The sequence below is a fragment of the Anaerohalosphaeraceae bacterium genome, assembly GCA_037479115.1.
GTDB lineage: Bacteria > Planctomycetota > Phycisphaerae > Sedimentisphaerales > Anaerohalosphaeraceae > JAHDQI01.
The window spans coordinates 46,598-66,304 of record JBBFLK010000015.1 but is presented as its reverse complement, the minus strand read 5'-3'; the positions used below and the strand labels follow the sequence as shown (position 1 = coordinate 66,304).

Here is a 19,707-nt window from a genome sequence, read left to right as displayed (position 1 = left end):
TCCAATGTTCAATTTGTCTGTTCAGCAAATTGATTTCCTCTTGCAGAATAACTAGAGCTTCAACGCTCTGCTGCAAATCTTTTTTCGCCGCCATGGTTGTTAGCTCCCTGGTTTCCGCTTTGATAATTTTTCAGATAATACAGATCCTTCAGCTGGTCTTTTTTTTCTGAAATCAGCACCCGTATCTTTTGATTACGCTGCGAACAGTAGAGTCTCCATCGTTTGCCGAGATGCCGTTCGTACCAGTCCTCCGCAGCATGAAGTTTCTTCCACTGCCTTCTCCATTCGGCCGGGTTTTCGCGGATTTCTTTGATATGCCGCCATACCTCGAAAATCAAATCGGGGTGCAATTCTTTGTAAAGAACATCCCAGGAACCGCGGAGCAGTTCTACACCGTCCAGCAGAATCTCCACGGTCCGGCGATAAACAGAAAAAGCATCACTGGAGTTGGCACAGTCGGACGAATCCGAACTGGAATCAGACCCCTTGCCTGCAAAAGAGTCCAGTTGAGACTGCAGGATGCAACACTGGTTCTCCAGACCCCTCTTTTCTTCCTCGAGCTTCTCAATCTCTTCCCCATAGAATTTTTCTAACTCATTCTTTTGTTTTCGGAGCTGGTCGTTCTCCTCTTTGTATAATTCGAGCATCTCGGATGTCTCCAGCACCATCCCGCTGCGGAGCCGTTCAATTTCAGAATATTTCTCCTGCAGCTGCTTCCGCAGCTCCGCAATCTTTTTCTTGTGCCGGATATTGTATTGTTTCCAGACAGACGCCTGTCTGACAAGCTGCTCATAATCCTCCTTCTTTAAGCCTTTTTCGTCGGCAGTTTTTGCCGGCAAAACCCTGCAGGAAGAAAGGGCCTTTTTAATCGATTCGCTGCTTTCGTCCGAAATCCGGATATACCAGTCATACCGCAGCCCGTTGGAGGCCGGCCGAAAACTTTTGTTTGAACAGAGAACCTTGACACCGTTCTTCCGAAGCTGCGCAATAACCATGTTGCGGACTTGCAGAGACCCGTTCAAAAGCAGATAATGATAGTATCCCGTATCATCATAATACCACTGACAGGAATTCATGAACAACGAAGAGGATTCTCTCTTTGGGCAGGCGGCAATCTTGTCATGTTCCATAGGGTCGGCCGTTCCTTTTCGGGTGCATGACCAGGTTCAAAAAACATTCCGCAACCAGTCTATACAGAGAAGCTGAAGAAACAGTCCCCCTTCTTCAGACCTTATTTCACTTTAAACAATATCCCACCATCCCAAACAATAAAGACCTGACAAAGGGATGTGTTATAGGGAAACTTGTTTACGAAAGGTCTTCCTCGGGAAATTCGTCCTCTAAATCCGGCTCATCCTCCCCGCCTTCTTCCTCTGACCGGCCTTCGGCCATACTGAAATACTCTTCCCAATCCTCCGGTCCCCAATCCTCATAATCCTTCGATTCTTCCTCCTCGTCATCCCAGAAGAAGCCGAACATAAGATCACCCCTTCCATGCAATCAAATCTTCGTCTAACGGTTCTAAAAATCTCCTGAGAACACAAAATTCTATCGACGTTTTTACAAAACAGAATCCGTCCTGTCAAAAAAAATTTCAGCAGGAAAACCAAACACAAACCAATGCGCACCCTTCTTTCCCCTTTATACTTTCCTTTTGCCTTACTCACGTTTCCTCCAATCTCACCCGTCTGTTTGCATCCACTCCCTCGTCTGCTCACCGGCATCACTGAGCTGATGCATCTCCTTTAGCCCCGGGCGCAAACCCGGGGAACCGAAGGGTTATTCCTTTTCTTCTGCTGTTCGCTAACGACTGACAACTGATAACTGATGACTGATGACTGATAACTGATGACTGATAACTGATGACTGATAACTGATAACTGTTCTTTTGCTCTCGCCTTTCGCCGGTTTTCGTGCTTCGTTTTTTTCTTTCCTCGGACAGCAGGAAGCTGGTTCCCGGCCGCTCCTGCAGCGTCCTTAATCTCTCAAACTGTAAAATCCTCTTGACCTATCCCGAATCGACGAATAAAATAAAAAGAAATTGGGAAAGAACCAGTGAAAAGGAGAGAAAATTATGCGAAGACAAAACTTCATGCGGCTCACATTAGGAATCCTGTTAACAGCAGGAGGGTGCTCGATATACTGGCCGACGACAAAAGGGCTCCCCAGCTGTGCCAAGGCGGTCGGCGGCGGTCTGAAAATCTCCTACGAAGCGCCGGAAGACGGTGTCTGCTATCTTGTGGACAAAAAACTGTACCGGGTTCTTGTAACAGAAACAATCGGGAAAGACAGTACATTTGAATTTGACGTATCCAACGCCGATCCGGAAACATTGAAACTATACGGAATTGATTCCGGCTCAACACTTGTTCTGTATTTTGCTCCGAAATCCTGTTTGACCGGCCAAACGAAACAGCCCTGAGATGCCTTTCCGCGGCGGCTGCACAAAACGGCCGAATAAGCCGCCGAGCCCTTAAACAGAGGAATCCGCGGCGGCGATTGCACAGGCGACCCTGACGACGTCGGCCATCGGCCCCACATCGTGGACACGGAGAATGGAGGCCCCTTTGGCTGCCGCAAGGGCGACGGCGGCGGCGGTCCCGAACAGCCGCTCCTTGGGGTTCTCCCGGCCGGTAAGCTGACCGATAAAACGCTTGCGGCTGACGCCGACCAGTACCCGATACCCCAGACCGACGAACTCCTCCAGATGCCCCAGCAGAAGAAGATTGTGTTCGGTCGTCTTGCCGAAGCCGAAGCCCGGGTCGATAAAAATCCGCTCGCGGGGAATGCCGACGGATTGGGCATAGGCCGCCCGGCTCTGCAGGTACTCCTTCACCTCTGCAACCACATCATCATACCGGGGCTTCTGCTGCATCGTTTCCGGAGTGCCCTGCATATGCATCAGCACAACCGGCAGTTGTTTCTCGGCGGCCAGACAGGCCATTCGCTCATCTGCCAGAGCGGTAATGTCATTGAGAATAGAGGCCCCCGCCCGGACAGCCGCCTCGGCAACCTCGGGGTCTTTGGTGTCAATGCTGATGGGAATGCTCACCCGGCGGGCCAATGCCTCAATGACGGGGACAGCCCGGCGAATCTGTTCGTCGGCAGGAACAGGCCGCGAGCCCGGACGCGTGGATTCCGCCCCGACATCAAGGATGGCCGCTCCCTGCTGAGCCATTAGAACTCCGGCGGCGACGGCCTTGTCCGTTTCGAAAAAATCTCCGCCGTCACTGAAAGAGTCCGGCGTGACGTTCAAAATGCCCATCACCAGCGGGCCGGCGGAAAAATCCAGCCTGCCGGCGGGCCAGACGATTACCTGCGGAAGGGGTTCCATCGCGACTTTTCCATCTCCACCTGAAACCCAATCCCTGCCAGTTTGGCAGCCAGCGCATCCGCCCCCCGGGGCAATTTGACAAGGGTGTTCTGAAACTCCCTGCGAACGGGATATTCCTTGCGGAGACGGTCAAAGAAAGCCCCCTGCTGCTCGGCGGGCACCTGCAGGATTTCCCGCATATTGAAATCATCCCGCCCAATGGGATAGACCTGCTGGACGATTTCGTGCAGGAGGACCTCTTCAGATGATGACTGAATCTGCTCCGGGGTAATTTCGATTTGCGGCACAGCCGGCGGCGGCAGAAAATCCTTTTCCGTATGCTGCGGTTCCACGTTCAGGAATTTGCAGGCGGCGCGGTAAATCATCAAAAGGCCGTTCACCTTTCCGTCAAAGGAGTAGCCGGCAATATGAGGGGTCGAAATGTCCACATGACGAACCAGCCAGGGGTCGGGTGTCGGTTCATTCTCCCAGACATCGAGAATGACCGCCGAGGTTTTGCCGGATTCGATTGCTTTTTTGAGGGCGGCGGTTTCCATCACCGCTCCTCGTGCAGTATTGAGAAAGACAGCATCTTTTTTGAGGGCGGAAAAGAAGATTTCGTCAGCCAGGTGGTACGTAGCATCGGGCCCGTCTTCTGTCAGCGGGGTATGCAGTGTGAGGATATCGCAGGCCAGGGCTTCTTCAAGGGGCCGGTATTTGCTGTCGCCGGTCATGCGGGCCAGCGGCGGGTCGTTCAGAACGGTTTTCATTCCGAGGGCCCGGCATTTGGCATCCACCCGGGAGCCGACATTGCCGACCCCGATGATGCCGATGCTTTTCCCTTCGAGCGTAAACCGACGGCGTTTGGCAACCAGAAGCAGCGCGGCGACAACATACTCGGCAACACTGTTGGCGTTGGAGCCGGGAGCGGAAGCGAAGGCGACTTTAGCCCGCTCGAGGTACTCGGTATCCACGTGGTCCGTGCCGATGGTGGCCGTGGCGACAAACCGCACGCGGCTGCCGGCCAGAAGCGCTTCATTGACAGGCGTGATGCTCCGCACAAGCAGCAGGTCGGCGTCCCGAACAGTCTGGGGCGTAATCTGCCGGCCGGAACAGACATGAACTTCCCCGAGGGAGGAAAAGCATTCCTGAACAAACGGAATATTCTGGTCTGCAACAATCTTCACAGGAACCTCACAAAAGAAAAGACGCCAGCGTAAAATAAATCAGAACCGTAAAGATATCCGCCAGTGCCAGCGTAATCGGGCCGGCGGCGACTTTGGGGTCCAGTTTCAGGGCGTGCAGAAGGGCCGGAATGCTCAAACCGAGAAAACAAGCCGTAGAAAGCGACAGAAGGATGCTGCCGCCAATGACCAAAGCCGGCAGGCCGGCGCCGCGCCAAAGCCAGACAATCATTCCCACGGCCAGCCCGCAGGCCGCCCCGAGCAGGAGAGATGTGCCCGCCTCACGAACCAGAGAAGACAGATACCAGCGAAGCGTCGGCCGCATCGAACGCAGGGCCTGGATGGTAACCGTCATTGACTGCATGCTCACACTCTCGCCCAGCCCCAGCACAAGGGTCAAAAAGAAGGCCAGCACAAGGGTCTTGGCCAACGTCAGCTCATACACACCGACCAGCAGAGCACAAATCGTACCGCTGGCGATGGTGGCCGTCAGCCAGGGAAACCGAACCCGAAAGGCCTGAATCGGCGAGGCGTTTCGCAGCTGCGAGACCCGAAAGCCGATAATTTCGAAGACTTCGGCGATCCGCTCGCGTTCCGCAACGCTCAAAATTTCATCCGTAAACATCCCCACATCCACGACCCCGACAATCTGCTGTTTGTCGTTGACGACCGGAAGGGCCAGAAACCGATGAATCGCAAACAGCTCACAGGCATCAAAGACGGTCGCCGTATGCGGAATCGTTATGACATCGCGAATCATAATTTCAGACAGCCGCTCCTGCAAAGGCGCCGTCAGGAGCCGCCGGGTCGGAATCACACCGACCAGACGTCGGTTTGCATCCACCACATAAAAATACATGATGCGGTCACCCAGCTGGCGGCTTCGGATGTCCTCCAGCGCCTGCTGAACGGTCCATTCCTCCTGCAGTTCGGTAATGTCCCGACCGGCAATCGTCATCACAGAATGATAAATGGGGTCTTTGGGTTCCATTTCTGTCGCTCTGCTGAACCGTCGTTTTCCAAAAACATCAGTGTAAAAGGCCGGACAGCCGAGGGCAAGGACAAATTCAGCATCCCAACGGGACGTCGGGCCCCCGCTGTTTTTGATTGCGATTCGGCCCGGGCCTGTTTATCCTGTTCTGTTTTGGACTCGGCAAAAACGAATGGTATCAACAAATGGCGGACAGTGAATCCTACTCCATCGAACAGCCCGTTAAACGGCTGAATCTGCGTCTGCGGAATTTGAACCGGACGCTGGCGGCGCTGGCGGCTCCGGCTGTCTTTGAAAATCTGCTCTTTTCGCTGGTGTTTTTCGTGGACACCCTGATTGTCGGCTGGCTTCGGAACGAAAACTTCCTGGCGGCATCCGCACTGGCCGGGCTGGCCATGTTTTTTATCAATGCCCCCTATATCGCCCTGGCGATTGCAACGGCATCCATTGTCTCGCGTTCCTGGGGGGAGGGAGATCGGCAGACGGCCTGCCGTTATGCCGCCCTGTCCCTGACCCTTTCGTTTGCCACGGCGGCGGGGATTGCCGCCGTCGGCTATTGGCTTTCAGAACCAATCATTCATCTGCTGGGGGCTTCGGAGGCGGTCCTGCCCGCCGGAAGCCGCTATCTGAAGATTCTGATGCTCTCCTGCGTATTCGGGCTGCCGCTGTTTACGAGCAACAGCATCCACCGCAGCAAAGGGGATGTAATGCGGGCGATGTGGATTTCGGTCCTGATGAATGTCGTAAACCTGGTTTCCAGTGTGGTTTTGGCGTTCGGCCTGGGAGTGCCGAAAATGGGCTTTTACGGGGTGGCCTGGGGAACGGTGCTGGCACGAACAGCCGGGGCGGCGGTCTCTTTGGGAACCCTGTTTTCCCGCCGCAGCATCGGTCTGGGCTGGAACCATTTCCTCAAACCAACCCAAGTCATGCTGCATCGGCTGTGGTATCTGGCGGCTCCGGCCCTGGCGGAACGCCTGTCCAATACCTTTATCTATGTGCTGTTTATGCGGCTGGTGGCGATGCTGGGGACAACCGCTTTGGCTTCGCATCAACTGGCTGTCCAGATGGAATCGTTCGCGTATATGCCGGTTTGGGGGCTGGCTGTGGCGGCGACAACCCTCGTGGGGCAGGCCGTTGGGGCGCAGCTGGAGCACATTGCCGAATTCGCCGTTCGGCGGATGCTGGCGGTCTCGGCGGTCTTTATGGGGATATTAAGCATCGTCTTTGCCTTGTGGGGACCGCAGCTGGTCCGGATATTCGGGGCAACACCGGACGTGCTGGCCGGTGCGGGAACGGCTCTGCGGATAGCCGGGCTGGAACTGCCGTTTATGGCGTTTACCTTTATTTTTATCGGCGCCCTTCGCGGGGCCGGGGATACCAAGTCGGCCTTGTATGTCGGGTTGGTCAGCACCGTGATTTTCCGGCTGGGAGGAACCTGGCTTTTGGCCTTCTTCCTCGGCTGGGGACTGGCGGGTGTCTGGACGGCAACCGCCGCCGACTGGGCCTTCCGGGCGGCCGCCCTCTTCTTCTTTTTCCGAACGGGTGTGTGGAAAAAACTGCACCAGCTCGAGAAGGCACGGTTCCGGGAATAAAAAAGCCCGTCAGGACTGTTCAGCACTTCTGCGATATTTCGCTGAACAGTCTCTGATAGACGGACTCAATGGTATTGACCATCGTTTCGGGAGCGAATTTGCCCAGAACGGAGCGGCGGGCATTTTGTCCCAGCTGCATCCGCAGAGCGGGATTGTCAATCAGCTGCCGGCAGGCATAAATGAGCTGCTGGACATTTTCGGGTTCAATCAGAAATCCGGTGGAGGGATTAACCACCTCGCGGGCGCCGTCAATGTCGAAACTGACGACGGGTTTGCCGCAGAGCATTGCCTGAGGCAGGACGCGAGCAAGACCTTCCCGCAGCGAACAGTGCACAAGGAAATCAGAGGCATGGATGGCCAGCGGAATCCGGGAAGGAGGCAGAAGACCGGTAAAACGAAACCGTTCTTCCAGGCCGGCCCGTCGGATTTCCTCTTTTCGCTGTTCAGTCAGGATGCCGTCGCCGACGAAAAGCCAATACACATTCGGACAGGTCCGAGCCAGGGTCTGGGCGGAACGAATGACATACTCGTGCCCCTTGAGGTGGAAGAGCCGGGCGATTTTGACAATAACGACCGCCTCAGCGGGCAGATTGTACTGCCGGCGAAAGGCCGCTTTGGCTTCCTCGGAAGGCGGATTGACAAACGGCTCTTCTTCTATGGCCGAATAGGCGGTCGTCCAGGGTTTGTCCAGACCGATGCCGGCGGCTTTGGCCTGTGCCGTCATCGCATCCGCCACAGTCAGAAAGGCATCAGTTCGGCGGGCGGCGGCCTTCTCCATGGCAATATAAAAGCGATTCAGGAGACGGCTTTGATACGGATGAAACGCAAGCCCGTGAACGGTATGAACCACGAAGGGGCGAACAGGATTTCCACCGGCAAGCCTGCCCTTTAAGGCCCAGCCGGCCCAGCGGCCCAGAATCCCCGCCTTGGCCGAGTGGGTATGGACAATATCCGGATTCAGCCGACTCAGAAGCCGCTTGAGCTTCCAATAGGCGGATACATCGTTCATCGGAGAGATTTCCCGACAAAGTTCATCCAGGAGAATGACTTCGTATCCGTCTTTGCGGACCTCCTCAAAGAGAGCCCCTTCCGGACCGACGGCCGGCCCTGTAACCAGCACGACCTCATGACCGCGACGGGCCAGAAGACGGCAAGTAATCAGGGTGTTTTCCTGTGCCCCGCCGACAATCAGACGCGTGATAATGTGCACAATCTTCATTCAGTAAAAAATCTCCATCAGACAAAGCCCGCCGGGCGGAGCGATTGGACCGGCAGCCGCACGGTCTTTGGCCTCCAGAATCCGGTCTATCTCCTCCGGCCGCCAGCGTCCGCGCCCGATTTCGACGAGGGTGCCGACAATGTTGCGAACCATATTATACAGAAAGCCGTCAGCGGCGATATCCACCGTAATCCAGGGCGGGTCGCTCTGAACCCGGCAGAGCGTTACGGTTCGGACAGAGGACAGCCGCTGGTCGCCTGCAGAGGCAAAGGATTTAAAATCACGGGTGCCCAAAAGCCGTTCGGCGGCCTGCTGCATGGCCCCAATATCCAGCGGATAGGGATAATGCCAGCAGCGGTGAATCTCGAGCACCGGACGGACGGAGCCGTTGTGGATGGTATAGCGGTACAGTTTGCTTCGCGTATCGGAGACGGCATCAAAAGAGTCGGGCACCTCTTCCACAGCCGCCACGGCGATGTCTTCGGGCAAAAGCCGATTCAGGGCCTTTTGAAGATTGGCGGTCGGGACGGGGCAATCCGCCAGAACCGCATGAGCAACCTGACCGAGTGCATGAACACCGGCATCCGTACGCGAAGAGCCAACCACTTCAACCTTTTGACCGCACAGTTTTTCAAAGGCCTCTTCGATTGTCCCCTGAATAGTAGGCAGCCCCGGCTGGGCCGCCCAGCCGTGAAAGCGGCTTCCATTGTACTGAATGGTCAGTTTAATCTTTCTTCTGTCCATCACATAAAAAAAGGCCGGATAAAAACCGGCCTATAGAGTACCTGAAAAGCTCCTGCTGTTAAAGCAGTTTCTCGGCGATTTGAACGGCGTTCAGGGCCGCCCCCTTGCGGATTTGGTCGCCCGAAACCCACAGATTGATGCCGCGGTTGTCCGGGATGGATTCATCCTGGCGAATGCGTCCGACAAATACATCGTCCTTGCCCGTCGCATCCAGCGGCATCGGGAACCGATTGTTGGCCCGGTCATCGATAATTTTTACACCCGGGGCCGCGCTCAGGAGCTGGCGGACTTCCTCGGGCGTAATCGGATGAGTAAACTCCAGGTTAATGCTCTCGCTGTGGGCCCGCAGGACCGGAACCCGCACACAGGTTCCTGTAATCGCAATATCCGGACAATGGAAGATTTTGCGGGTCTCGTTGACCAGTTTCATTTCTTCTTCGTTGTAGCCGTTTGGACCGATTTTCGAGTCGTGGCAATACACATTGAAGGCCAGCTGGTACTTGAGATTCTTGACAGTGACGGGCTTGCCGTCGAGGACCTCGCGGGCCTGCTGGAGCAGTTCGAGCATGGCAGACTGGCCCGCCCCGCTGGCGGCCTGATAACTGCTGACCACCATGCGCTTGACTGGGTTGGCCTTGTGCAGCGGCCAGACGACGACAATCGCAATAATGGTTGTGCAGTTTGGGTTGGCAATAATCCCTTTGTGCTTGTAAATATCCTGCGGATTGATTTCCGGCACAACCAGCGGCACATCGGGGTCCATCCGGAAGGCCGAAGAGTTGTCCACCACGACGGCCCCGGCCTTGACGGCGGAGGGGGCAAATTCCTTGCTGCGCGCCCCGCCGGCGGAAAACAGGGCAATATCCACCCCCTCGAAACTGTCATGAGTCAGTTCCTCGACGGTATATTCTTTGCCCTTCAGGGTGACTTTTTTGCCCACAGACCGGCTGGAAGCCAGCATTCGGCACTGGTTAAAGGGGAAATTTCGTTCCTCGAGAATTCTCAGGAACTCCTGCCCGACCGCACCGGTAACCCCGGCAATTGCAATGTTTTTGGCCATTGTTTTGACTCCTGATTCTTTCCGTTTGTTTAACCGAACCAATATATCCTGTTTGAAAGGATATTGCAATAGACGGCAAAAAAAAGGCCTGCCGAAGGGTTCGACAGGCCTTGAAAATTGCGGCGAAATCCGGTTATTTGATTTCGTCCTCAATCCAGGCCAGCACCTGCTTGAGGTCCTCGAGGGTGATGTCGCCCATATGGGCCACCCGGAAGGTCTCATTCTTAAGCTTGCCGTAGCCGTTGCCGAAAAGGACGTTGTGCTTGGCCTGAACGTTCTTAATCACGGTCGGAATATCAATGCCGCGTGTATTTTTGACCGTGGTAAGGGTGTTGGAGGCATATTTTTCCTCACAGAAGAGCGCAAAGTGTTCTTTGGCCCAGGCCCGGGCATATTCCCCCATTGCCTTGTGCCGTTTCCAGACATTTTCCATGCCTTCGGCCAGCAGACGCGTACACTGATAATGCAGAGCCATAATATGCGGAATCGAGGGGGTAGTCGGCGTCTGGTCTTTTTCCGCGGATTTGGCAAAGGCCTGGAAATCGAAGTAATAGCCCCGCTCGGGAACGGATTTGCTCTTTTCGAGGGCCCGTTTGCTGACGGCCGTTACCGTAAATCCCGGCGGAATCGCAAAGGCCTTCTGGACGGAGGCGAAGACCACATCCCAGCCGAGCTGGTCAAAATGAATCGGCAGACCGACCATGCCGCTGACGGCATCGACAAAAACCAGCACATCCGGATATTTCTTTTTCATCATCTCGCTGATTTCATAGACCGGATTGGTCAAGCCGGTGCTGGTTTCGTTATAGACCAGGGTAATGGCGGCATATTTCTTGGCTGAGAGGGCCTTGTCAATCAGCTCAGGCGTTGTGGCCTGTCCCCATTCGACCTTCAGCTCATCCACAATCCGTCCGCAGGAACGAGCAACATCAGCCCATTTATCACTGAACGCCCCGCACATGGTGCACAGGATGGGTTCGTCCTTCTTGACACAGTTGCGGATACTGGCCTCCCAGATGCCCGACGCCGAGGAGGTGCACAGAAAGACATGCTGCTCCGTAAAGAGGATTTTCTTGAGCATGTCCACGGTTTCTTTGTGGAGCTGGGAGTATTCCTTGTTGCGGTGTCCCAGCGTCGGACGGGCCAGCTGCTGGAGGACCTCCGGCAGAACATGAACCGGGCCCGGGATGAAGAGTTTGGGGGGATTTTTCCAGTCTGTCATCGTGAACACTCCTGTTTTAAAGACCGTTGAACCGTTTTTTGCGGAACGGCGCCGACTGTATAGATCGTCAGCCCGCTGAACACTTTGGGATAAAAGAACGTGGACTTTTGGGGCATTTTTTCGCCGGCCTCGGCCACGGCCCGAACATGACTCATCGGGGTCGGATTCAGGAAGAAAACGGCCTGGGCCTGTCCGCGGTCGATGCGGCCAACAGACTGCTCAATTGCATCCCCCAAATCCTTGATGTAGTCAATATGGGCCTGTCGGGCCAGCTTTTCATCGTTGATATGAAGATGCTGCTCCAGAATAAGCCGATGGAGGATATTCACATCCAGCCGCCGAGAAGCTTCGCTCATCTGCGGTGCAATACGTTCCATCGCCTGCGGATTTGTCAGCGTCAGGACATAAAAGGCACCGGAGCCCGCATAAAACCCAAAAGCAGACTTTTCCTGCATCTGAAGTGTTTTCATTCGTTCAAACATGTTGGAGCAGGCCTGCTTCTTCTGCGGCTCATCCGTCCACCCAAGGCGTTCGATTTGAAAGTCGGCCTTCATCGCATCCAGCAGAGCCGCAGCAGAGAAATCGGACAAGCCCCACAGAAGGCGATGCGTCGGCTGAATGACAAGCCCTTCGTTGTAGGTGTTGACAAAGGTCATCATCTGCCATTGAGCATTTGGATTCTGGGTCTCCAGCCAGTAATTGAGGGCCGTTTCATAGCGATGATGGCCGTCTGCAATAATGCCGGATTTGGATTTCATCATTTGAGCAAACTGGAGGACGGCCTGTTCCTGCCGAATGATATACAGCCGATGCCGAACATTTTCCTTATCCGTAAAGTCAAGAACAGGCGATTTCTGCATCGCTTCCTGAATCATTTGTTCGGCCGTCCGGGACGGGTCGTCATAAAGCATAAAAATCTGACCGAACTGAGCGGCGGTCGCCCGCATCAGATTCAGCCGATCCGCCTTGGGCCCGTCGAGGGTCTTTTCATGAGGACGAATTCCCTTCCCGAAGGGTTCCAGACGTCCCAGGGCGACAATTCCGCTCCGCTGATAGCGTTTGCCCGCAATCGTGAAATCCTGAACATATCCGTAAAGGGCCTCCTGTTCATCATAGACAAGAGCCTTTTGCTGAATGGCCTCCCGGAGATAGTCTGCAGCCCGCGTATAAACGTTGCACCGTTCATCATCTTCCGGATATTTCAGACCTTTTGTCGCCCGTACAATGTTATAAGGATTGGCGTGATACAATTCCCGCTGGGCCTGTTCATCAATCACATCATAGGGCGGCGCAATACAGGTCCCCGGGTCCCCAACGACTTCGGGATTAAAACGAAGAGCACGAAAAGGTTTTATGTCCATATTTGAATTATTATTAAAACTTATGTTCCTTTTGAGTCCTTTATTGCACCAAATAGAACAATAAAAGAAGTGGCCCTCACAACTGTTGGTGAATATAACAAAAAAAATAAAGAACGCAAAGAAAATTATATGATTTTTTCGCCAAATTATACAAAGTTTCTGTGTTTTTCGTTTAGAAACTCCCTTGCCGGAAACGACGGGAAGACTTAGGATAGGCCAAACAGGATGGTACAATACCCAAGACAGGGATTTTGTCAATGGCCCAAAAAGATTACACACCCTATCAGCAAAACATCATCGCCAACTATTATCAGCATTTGGATACGATTGTTCTGGGACGAATTCAGGAACTGGTCAGTCAGATTTATCTGGCCCAAACCGAACGGCAGCGTCAATCGCTCTGGAAACGGGTCGAAAAGGCCTTGCTCCAGATGAAAATCCCGGACCCTATTCGCCAGCACATTCTTCAGAAAAAGAGTGCCGAACTTCTGGCGAAACATTTGGAAGAATGGATGCGGGCAAAATAAAAAAGCATTCTGTCAGTACTTCTGAATGAGTTCCAGCATTTTCCGGTCCAGCTGATGCCCTCTGAACGGCTCATAATGAACGTCCGCTCTGCGGCTGTCGAGCACACCAAAATCGCCCCTTAGATTCCATAACGCATGTCCCCAGCCGGCCTCTTTCCATAACTGCAGCCAATCTTCCATCCACCGAAGTGCTGTGTCGTGAGGGGTCTTGTTAAAGCATCCCCATTCGCCGACATGAACGGGCACCCCCTGCTTTTCGAGCTCTTTCCAGGGCTTGACCAATTTTTCCTTCAGATACTCCTTATCCCAAATCGTACCGTCATCGGCCTTGAGCGGCCAGGTCGGAATCTGCCGGGTCTGAAAGGCATTCGGCGGCATCCAGGGGGCCTGGTAATGGCTCACACTGACGGGGTCATAGCCGCGTGTGCTTTGGACAACCCCCAAATCAGTAATTCCCCAAATAGGCGAGCGGCCGACATCCTTTCCGTCGGCAATGATGAGTCGTTCCGGGTCCTCCTGACGAATGGCCTCGACCAGAGCCCGAACAACTTCTACGTGGCGGGTCTCATCCGGCAGATACGGCGGTTCGTTAATCAAATCAAAACTCAGCTGCGTAGTGGGGATTCCTTTATAACGGCGGGCGAACATTTTCCAATGGAATACGGCTCCTTCCAGGGCCTTTTGCCTGTTTTCCGGCGTATCCTCATACAAATCCACAGGTTCGGCCTTGCGGTTATTGATGCAGTACCCGGGGATTCGATGCAGATTGAGGTTCACGTGGATCCCATATTGCCGGCCCCATTCAACGGCCTGGTCAATATCCTCCAAAACATCCTCGCGAATCGAAAACCAGTCGTGTTTGTCCGCCCAGTGCCAGTAGGACATTGGAAGACGGGCGAAATTAAAGCCCCAGTCGGCCATAATTTCGAAATCTTTCTCGACAAACGCCCGACGAGGTCCCTGTCCGCTGAACTTCTCCAGCAGATTGAACCCGCGATAAAGGGGAAACGATACTTTTTCTGGAGAAATCTTTTCCATAGCGAGAGTTTTCCGGGAAAAAAAGGCAGCGGCTGAAGCGAACCCGGCTTTGACGAAATCACGTCTGGTAATCATTGGTTCCCTCTTTCGAATCATTGCAGTGAACCGCAAATATTCTCTGGGTATTATAACCCTTCCCAAAACTCAGGCGAAGTGTTTTTCTCCAAGAAGTCCGATAATTTTTCTTTCCAGCCATCCGATTTTCACCGGAGGAGGCTCAAAAAGCATAACTCTTTATTAAATAAAACCATAACAAATCGAAAAAACAGTTTTCGAACGCCTTGTTTTTCTATTAAGTCCGACAAAAAAGACGACGAAGGAAAAAACAGGCAGGTTACCGTTTGGCACATTCTTCTTAAGGAAAAAGAGCTTGTGAAAAGGCAGACACTTTTTCTTCTGAGCATAGCGGGAGCAATCATCCTTTCAGGAACGTGGGCCTGTCGAAAAAGACAGGCGCAGGCAGCGACTCCAAAACCACAGTCCCCCGCCGCTCAAATCCAACCCGAATCATCGGTCAAATCCGAATCATCTGAAAAAGGGATTTGTATTCCACGGCCGATTCAACAGAAAGACGAGTTTACAGATTTTGTACCGCCGAAACGCGAACCAATGGATTTGACACTGCATTGCCGTTATGTCCAAACCGCCATTCTGACTGACGGAGCAGCCAACGAACCGGTTTGGGCGGAACTGCCGGAGATTACAACCTTGGATGCATCTTCTCAGAGGCCGATTCGGCTGAAGGCCTTTCACAACGGACAAAGTATCTTCTTTCTGGTGGTCTATCCGGACAGTGCCCCGTCCGAATCGCACAAGAGCTGGTTCTGGGATGCTGCAGAGCAGATTTACAAGCCGGGCAATGACCAGGAGGATATGCTGGTGCTCAAATGGCGGCTGACCGGGGAGAATCTGTCTTTGTCGCCGGAGCAGCTGGAGCCTCACAAAGCCGACATCTGGTTCTGGAAGGCCTGTCGAACCAATCCGAGCGGATATCTGGATGACAAGCAGCAGGAGGTGACTCTGGAACCGCAGGCCGAATCGCTGGCCCTGCCTTCGAACCAATACGGCACACTTTACCTGCGTCGAACGGGGGATGAAGGACAAGCCGCTTATACGGAAAAATTTTTCTTCGACTATCAGGGAGATGTTCTTCTTCGCTATTATCCGCAGGAGCCGTCCGGCAGCCGAGCGGACATTCGCGGCAAAGGTCAATGGGCGGACGGAACCTGGACCCTTGAGATTCAGCGGGCCCTCCAAACCGGTCATGAGGATGATGTCCAATTCGAGATTGGACAAACCTATCTCTTTGCCGCTACTCTCTATGAAATGGCCGGCACGGGCATCGAACCCCAGTGGCAGCAGCCCCTGTACCGAACCGGAAATGCTTTTGACAAACTGTACCTGGTTATTGAACCGCCCCATCCTTAAGAAACAATGTTCAATTGGATTCGAAAACTTCCCAGAACGTGCTCCTTTTCCACGGTCGCTCAGGCAGGGGCAGCGATTATCTTTGCTGCGCTCCTGCTGATAGCCCTCTTGTCCATTTATTTTCACCACCAAACCAACGAGCAGATTGAGCACCACGTTCAGGGTGAAATCAGAGAATTGGGGCTGTTGTCTGAAATTGTCTTTGAGTTTTCGAAAACTGCCTACACCTTTCGAACCAGCTGGCTGAATCAATCCAGCGATATTGAACCTTCGCTGAACCATCTTCGCCGGATTGAAGAGCTTCTGAAAGAACTGAAAACCGGAACAGACAGTCCCACGCTCCTTCATCAGCAGCTCCGGAATAATGTAAAAAAATGCAAGACGCTTCTGTACGCCTATCAATCCACATACTTTAAAGATCCGAGTCGAGATTTGGCTCGGGAATCCCTGGAGGCCATCAGCACAATCCTGGAGGATTCCAAAGAAAAAGCCATTTCCTGCTGTCGGCTTGTCCAGGAAGATATTCAGCAAACCCTGGGGCAGCTGACGGCTGATTTGAAACACACTCAGGTTCTTATCAGCTTGTTCCTGCTGGCGGCGGAAGCGGCAATTCTCGGCGTGGTGAGCACCCTATATCTGCTGCTGAAGTACTATTTAAAACAGATGATTGAAGCTGCGGATGCCATTCGCCAGGGAGACTTATCGCATCGGATTGAACAGCCCCATTCCGACCTGATTGGTCAGGCTGCCCTGCGGCTCAATCAAATGGCTGAACGGGTCCAGCAGACGGAGGAGGAACTTCGCAAAAGCAATGACCATCTGCTGGAACTGCTGGAGGAGGTGCGCAAAGCCGATGTAATGAAGAGCGAATTTCTGGCCAATATGAGCCACGAAATCCGCACCCCGATGAGCGCCATTCTCGGTTTCGGTGAACTGCTGAAAGAGGAGGAGCAGCTTTCTCCGCGCCAAAAAGAATATATTCAGATGATTCTGAACAACGGACGGATGCTGCTGCAGCTGATTAACGACATTTTAGACTTTTCGAAGATTGAGGCCGGCAAACTGAAAGTGGAGATGATTGATTTTTCGCTGTCGGAATTCCTGGAGGACCTGTTCTCCACGCTGCACCCGCTGGCGGCCGCCAAAGGTCTTCAATTTGAAATTCTCCAATGCAGCGACCTGCCCGGGATGCTGCGTTCGGACCCTGTACGCCTGCGTCAGTGTTTAATTAATCTGGCAGGCAACGCCATCAAGTTTACGGAAAAAGGGCATGTGTTTATCAACGTTATGAAAGAACAGCAGGACAATACCGACTTTATCCGCTTTGATGTGGAAGATACGGGTATTGGGATTCCGGAAGATAAACTGGCTGTGATTTTTGAGGCCTTCACACAGGCCGACAGCAGTATGACCCGTCGCTACGGCGGAACGGGGCTGGGCCTTTCGATTACGCGGCGTCTGATTCAGCTGCTCGGCGGAAAAATCACGGTTCACAGTACGGTCGGACGGGGCTCGGTTTTTTCCATTCAGCTTCCGACCGGCATCGACCCTTCGGAACAGACATCCCACAACCGATACGAAACCGCAGAGAAGGCCGTTCAGCAGCCCTCTGAGGAGGACACGAAGCAGATTCATCTTTCGGGGCGAATCCTGGTGGCGGAGGATGCCAAAGCCAATCAGATGCTGATTCGCCTGCTCCTCGAAAAAGAAGGGCTGCAGGCGGTTATCGTCGAAAACGGCCAGGAAGCCCTCGAGGCGGTCCTGCGTGAACCCTTCGACCTGGTTCTGATGGATATGCAGATGCCGGTAATGAGCGGACTGGAAGCCGTCCAGAGCATCCGAGCCAAGGGACTGACCCTGCCTATTATCGCTCTGACAGCCCTGGCGATGAAAGGGGATGATGAAAAGTGCCTGAAAGCCGGCTGTGACGGCTATTTAAGCAAACCGATTGATCGAAAAGCCCTCCGGCATGTCCTGCAGAAGTATCTGTCCAAAAACACTGCCGCAAAAAACTGACCCCAGCCGTTTCCTGATTCCTTATCCGCCTCATTGACCCGCTCTTTTCTCTTCGATACAATTTGTCAAAATAACCTTGAACCAGGGGAACATCAGATGACGGGAACAGCCGGACAGGACATTTTGCTGAATTTAGGCCGAATGGATGAGCTGGCACGGCAGGAAAGCCCGATTCATCAGCTGGACGCCCGCATCAAGGTTCTGACAACCGTCTTTTTTCTGGTATGCGTGGTTTCCTTTCCCAAATATGCCGTTTCGGCCTTGTTCCCGTTCTTTCTTTACCCCTTCTATCTGATGACGGCGGCTCATGTGCCGGCGGGTTTCCTCCTTCGCCGGCTCGCAGCCGTCAGCCCTTTGGCCGTGATGCTGGGAATCTGGAACCCCCTGCTGGACCGTCAGACTGTCCTGTCAATCGGAGCTCTTTCGGTTACCGGCGGCTGGCTGTCGTTCTGCTCCATTCTGCTGCGGTTTGGACTGACTGTCGGCGGTGTGCTGATTTTGATTGCAACGACCGGCCTTGAAGGCGTTTGCGCGGCTTTGGAAAAAATGAAGGTCCCGCGACTGTTCGTTTTGCAGATTCTCTTTCTGTATCGCTACCTGTTTGTGCTGACGGAGGAAGCCGCCCGTATGCTTCGGGCCCGTTCCCTGCGCAGCTTCGACGGGCGGGGAACCGGTCTGCTTTCATTTCGGGGGATGGCCGGCAGTCTGCTACTCCGAACCCTCGAACGGGCGGAGCGCATCAGTCAGGCCATGTACTGCCGGGCGTTTGAAGGCCGGATCCCCACAACACAGACTTTCCATATAAACCGACAAGACATTGTCTTTTTCTTTTTCTGGACGGCTTTTTTCGTAGTTTTCCGCTGGGTTAGCCCCGCTGCAATGTGGGAGCGGTTTCTTAAAGGAATATCAGGATGAGTCATCATCTGGTTGAGGCAGACAATCTTTACTATACCTATCCGGACGGGACGGCGGCCCTGCAGGGAATATCATTCCGCATCACCCACGGTCAGTCTGTGGCCCTCGTCGGAGGCAACGGCGCGGGCAAATCGACCCTGCTGCTGCATCTGTGCGGATGCCTGCTGCCGAGCAAAGGAACGCTTCGAATCGGCAGTCTTCCGGTCAGCCGTCAAACCCTGCCGGCCATCCGCAAAACTGTTGGAATGGTTTTTCAGGACCCGGACGACCAGCTGTTTATGCCGACGGTGTATGAGGATGCCGCCTTTGGACCGCGCAATCTCGGGCTGGATGCCCAGCAGGTCCGTCCGGTAGTGGAGGAAGCCCTCCGCCGTACAGGTGTGCTGCATCTGCAGAATCGTCCGCCGTTTCGGCTCTCCGCCGGAGAAAAACGGCGGGCGGCAATCGCCTCCGTTCTGGCGATGAGCCCGGATATCCTCCTGCTGGATGAACCGAGTGCCAATCTGGACCCTCAGGCCAGACGGGAGCTGATTGATCTGCTGCGGTCCTTTGAACATACGAAAATCATCGCCACCCATGACCTGGACTTGGCCATGGATTTGTGTGAGCGGACGATTGTTCTGGAAGGAGGAAAAGTGCTGCTGGACGGCCCGACGGAAGAGGTGTTTCAAAATGAAGAAGTACTCCGGAAGGCCCGGCTGGGCAAACCGCTTCGGCTTCAGGACTGTCCTGTCTGCGGGAAAAAACCGCCCGCCGGATAAAAAAGAAAAGCCCCGCCGGAAAGACGGGGCTTTGAAGTTCATTCGCAGCTCGGCCCGGTTAGCAGGGCTTGACTTTGGTCGCGCAGGGGCCTTTTTTGCCCTGGCCGACTTCGTATTCGACCTTCTGGCCCTCCTTGAGGGACTTGAATCCGCTGGCCTGGATTTCCGAATGATGGACGAACAAATCGCTGCCACCCTCTTCGGGACAAATAAAGCCGAATCCCTTGCTGTCATTGAACCACTTGACTGTACCTTTTGCCATTGCTTGTACTCCCGGGGCTGAATGCCCCTACTGAATTCGCTCTCCTGCTTTTGTAAAAGGGCCTGTCTTCCGGA

At 54.0% G+C, this 19,707-nt stretch carries 19 protein-coding genes; 7 read left to right on the top strand and 12 right to left on the bottom strand.

Translation table 11 applies throughout. From position 1 onward, the window contains the following. Positions 1-59: 59 nt before the first annotated feature. A complete protein-coding gene (locus WHS88_08615) occupies positions 60-1,130 on the bottom strand; it encodes a hypothetical protein (GenBank protein MEJ5260236.1) in 1,071 nt (356 codons plus the stop codon). Between the two features lie 178 nt (positions 1,131-1,308). Then, positions 1,309-1,479: a hypothetical protein gene (locus WHS88_08610; protein MEJ5260235.1), complete on the bottom strand. Its 171-nt coding sequence runs from the start codon at positions 1,477-1,479 to the stop codon at positions 1,309-1,311. Positions 1,480-2,074: 595 nt separating this feature from the next. Here WHS88_08610 and WHS88_08605 point away from each other — a divergent pair. Continuing rightward, positions 2,075-2,422: a hypothetical protein gene (locus WHS88_08605; protein ID MEJ5260234.1), complete on the top strand. Its 348-nt coding sequence runs from the start codon at positions 2,075-2,077 to the stop codon at positions 2,420-2,422. A 51-nt stretch (positions 2,423-2,473) separates the two neighbouring features. Here WHS88_08605 and folP read toward each other — a convergent pair whose 3' ends face one another. From folP to WHS88_08590, 3 genes are read right to left on the bottom strand one after another with little or no spacing between them, the layout of a single operon-like run. Further along, positions 2,474-3,334, bottom strand: coding sequence for a dihydropteroate synthase (folP, locus tag WHS88_08600; protein MEJ5260233.1), 861 nt, complete (start codon positions 3,332-3,334; stop codon positions 2,474-2,476). Then, positions 3,313-4,500 (bottom strand): 4-phosphoerythronate dehydrogenase, encoded by a 1,188-nt coding sequence (locus tag WHS88_08595; protein ID MEJ5260232.1) that lies wholly within the window; start codon positions 4,498-4,500, stop codon positions 3,313-3,315. The genes folP and WHS88_08595 overlap by 22 nt, the downstream gene beginning before the upstream one ends. Positions 4,501-4,507: 7 nt before the next feature. Continuing rightward, positions 4,508-5,488, bottom strand: coding sequence for a magnesium transporter (locus WHS88_08590; protein ID MEJ5260231.1), 981 nt, complete (start codon positions 5,486-5,488; stop codon positions 4,508-4,510). 185 nt (positions 5,489-5,673) lie between these two features. On the opposite strand from WHS88_08590, the gene WHS88_08585 reads away from it, so the two are divergent. Continuing rightward, positions 5,674-7,080 carry an MATE family efflux transporter gene (locus tag WHS88_08585; protein MEJ5260230.1) on the top strand — a complete coding sequence of 469 codons (1,407 nt, stop codon included), beginning with the start codon at positions 5,674-5,676 and terminating at the stop codon, positions 7,078-7,080. A 19-nt stretch (positions 7,081-7,099) separates the two neighbouring features. Here WHS88_08585 and WHS88_08580 read toward each other — a convergent pair whose 3' ends face one another. The 5 genes from WHS88_08580 to WHS88_08560 form a co-directional block, all read right to left on the bottom strand. Continuing rightward, positions 7,100-8,299: a glycosyltransferase family 4 protein gene (locus tag WHS88_08580; GenBank protein ID MEJ5260229.1), complete on the bottom strand. Its 1,200-nt coding sequence runs from the start codon at positions 8,297-8,299 to the stop codon at positions 7,100-7,102. Next, a complete protein-coding gene (truA, locus tag WHS88_08575; GenBank protein MEJ5260228.1) occupies positions 8,300-9,043 on the bottom strand; it encodes a tRNA pseudouridine(38-40) synthase TruA in 744 nt (247 codons plus the stop codon). Between the two features lie 58 nt (positions 9,044-9,101). After that, positions 9,102-10,103 (bottom strand): aspartate-semialdehyde dehydrogenase, encoded by a 1,002-nt coding sequence (locus WHS88_08570; GenBank protein MEJ5260227.1) that lies wholly within the window; start codon positions 10,101-10,103, stop codon positions 9,102-9,104. A 133-nt stretch (positions 10,104-10,236) separates the two neighbouring features. Continuing rightward, on the bottom strand, positions 10,237-11,325 hold the full coding sequence (locus WHS88_08565; protein MEJ5260226.1) for an alanine--glyoxylate aminotransferase family protein: 1,089 nt from the start codon (positions 11,323-11,325) through the stop codon (positions 10,237-10,239). Beyond that, positions 11,322-12,686 (bottom strand): DUF1015 domain-containing protein, encoded by a 1,365-nt coding sequence (locus WHS88_08560; GenBank protein ID MEJ5260225.1) that lies wholly within the window; start codon positions 12,684-12,686, stop codon positions 11,322-11,324. Before WHS88_08560 ends, WHS88_08565 begins: the two co-directional genes overlap by 4 nt. A 257-nt stretch (positions 12,687-12,943) precedes the next feature. Here WHS88_08560 and WHS88_08555 point away from each other — a divergent pair, with 257 nt between their 5' ends. Then, positions 12,944-13,213 (top strand): hypothetical protein, encoded by a 270-nt coding sequence (locus tag WHS88_08555; protein ID MEJ5260224.1) that lies wholly within the window; start codon positions 12,944-12,946, stop codon positions 13,211-13,213. 12 nt (positions 13,214-13,225) lie between these two features. Here WHS88_08555 and WHS88_08550 read toward each other — a convergent pair whose 3' ends face one another. Next, positions 13,226-14,251: a cellulase family glycosylhydrolase gene (locus tag WHS88_08550; protein ID MEJ5260223.1), complete on the bottom strand. Its 1,026-nt coding sequence runs from the start codon at positions 14,249-14,251 to the stop codon at positions 13,226-13,228. A gap of 609 nt (positions 14,252-14,860) precedes the next feature. Between WHS88_08550 and WHS88_08545 the strand changes: the two genes are divergently transcribed. The 4 genes from WHS88_08545 to WHS88_08530 all read left to right on the top strand — a co-directional run bounded on the left by WHS88_08545 (position 14,861) and on the right by WHS88_08530 (position 19,371). Continuing rightward, positions 14,861-15,679, top strand: a complete 819-nt coding sequence (locus WHS88_08545; protein MEJ5260222.1) for an ethylbenzene dehydrogenase-related protein — start codon at positions 14,861-14,863, stop codon at positions 15,677-15,679. A 6-nt stretch (positions 15,680-15,685) separates the two neighbouring features. After that, on the top strand, positions 15,686-17,695 hold the full coding sequence (locus tag WHS88_08540; protein ID MEJ5260221.1) for an ATP-binding protein: 2,010 nt from the start codon (positions 15,686-15,688) through the stop codon (positions 17,693-17,695). 96 nt (positions 17,696-17,791) lie between these two features. Continuing rightward, entirely contained in the window at positions 17,792-18,610 is an 819-nt protein-coding gene (cbiQ, locus tag WHS88_08535; protein ID MEJ5260220.1) for a cobalt ECF transporter T component CbiQ, read from the top strand. Next, positions 18,607-19,371, top strand: coding sequence for an energy-coupling factor ABC transporter ATP-binding protein (locus WHS88_08530; GenBank protein MEJ5260219.1), 765 nt, complete (start codon positions 18,607-18,609; stop codon positions 19,369-19,371). Before cbiQ ends, WHS88_08530 begins: the two co-directional genes overlap by 4 nt. Before the next feature lie 58 nt (positions 19,372-19,429). Here WHS88_08530 and WHS88_08525 read toward each other — a convergent pair whose 3' ends face one another. After that, the gene (locus WHS88_08525) at positions 19,430-19,633 is read right to left on the bottom strand and encodes a cold-shock protein (protein ID MEJ5260218.1); all 204 of its coding nucleotides are present in this window, start codon (positions 19,631-19,633) and stop codon (positions 19,430-19,432) included. Between the last annotated feature and the right edge of the window lie 74 nt (positions 19,634-19,707).

What these genes read in the sequence shown, in the direction of transcription:
- WHS88_08615 (MEJ5260236.1), bottom strand. Translation starts at nt 1,130, where the DNA reads ATGGAACATGACAAGATTGCCGCCTGCCCAAAGAGAGAATCCTCTTCG.
- WHS88_08610 (MEJ5260235.1), bottom strand. Translation starts at nt 1,479, where the DNA reads ATGTTCGGCTTCTTCTGGGATGACGAGGAGGAAGAATCGAAGGATTAT.
- WHS88_08605 (MEJ5260234.1), top strand. Translation starts at nt 2,075, where the DNA reads ATGCGAAGACAAAACTTCATGCGGCTCACATTAGGAATCCTGTTAACA.
- folP (MEJ5260233.1), bottom strand. Translation starts at nt 3,334, where the DNA reads ATGGAACCCCTTCCGCAGGTAATCGTCTGGCCCGCCGGCAGGCTGGAT.
- WHS88_08590 (MEJ5260231.1), bottom strand. Translation starts at nt 5,488, where the DNA reads ATGGAACCCAAAGACCCCATTTATCATTCTGTGATGACGATTGCCGGT.
- WHS88_08585 (MEJ5260230.1), top strand. Translation starts at nt 5,674, where the DNA reads ATGGCGGACAGTGAATCCTACTCCATCGAACAGCCCGTTAAACGGCTG.
- WHS88_08580 (MEJ5260229.1), bottom strand. Translation starts at nt 8,299, where the DNA reads ATGAAGATTGTGCACATTATCACGCGTCTGATTGTCGGCGGGGCACAG.
- truA (MEJ5260228.1), bottom strand. Translation starts at nt 9,043, where the DNA reads ATGGACAGAAGAAAGATTAAACTGACCATTCAGTACAATGGAAGCCGC.
- WHS88_08570 (MEJ5260227.1), bottom strand. Translation starts at nt 10,103, where the DNA reads ATGGCCAAAAACATTGCAATTGCCGGGGTTACCGGTGCGGTCGGGCAG.
- WHS88_08565 (MEJ5260226.1), bottom strand. Translation starts at nt 11,325, where the DNA reads ATGACAGACTGGAAAAATCCCCCCAAACTCTTCATCCCGGGCCCGGTT.
- WHS88_08560 (MEJ5260225.1), bottom strand. Translation starts at nt 12,686, where the DNA reads ATGGACATAAAACCTTTTCGTGCTCTTCGTTTTAATCCCGAAGTCGTT.
- WHS88_08555 (MEJ5260224.1), top strand. Translation starts at nt 12,944, where the DNA reads ATGGCCCAAAAAGATTACACACCCTATCAGCAAAACATCATCGCCAAC.
- WHS88_08550 (MEJ5260223.1), bottom strand. Translation starts at nt 14,251, where the DNA reads ATGGAAAAGATTTCTCCAGAAAAAGTATCGTTTCCCCTTTATCGCGGG.
- WHS88_08545 (MEJ5260222.1), top strand. Translation starts at nt 14,861, where the DNA reads ATGGATTTGACACTGCATTGCCGTTATGTCCAAACCGCCATTCTGACT.
- WHS88_08540 (MEJ5260221.1), top strand. Translation starts at nt 15,686, where the DNA reads ATGTTCAATTGGATTCGAAAACTTCCCAGAACGTGCTCCTTTTCCACG.
- cbiQ (MEJ5260220.1), top strand. Translation starts at nt 17,792, where the DNA reads ATGACGGGAACAGCCGGACAGGACATTTTGCTGAATTTAGGCCGAATG.
- WHS88_08530 (MEJ5260219.1), top strand. Translation starts at nt 18,607, where the DNA reads ATGAGTCATCATCTGGTTGAGGCAGACAATCTTTACTATACCTATCCG.
- WHS88_08525 (MEJ5260218.1), bottom strand. Translation starts at nt 19,633, where the DNA reads ATGGCAAAAGGTACAGTCAAGTGGTTCAATGACAGCAAGGGATTCGGC.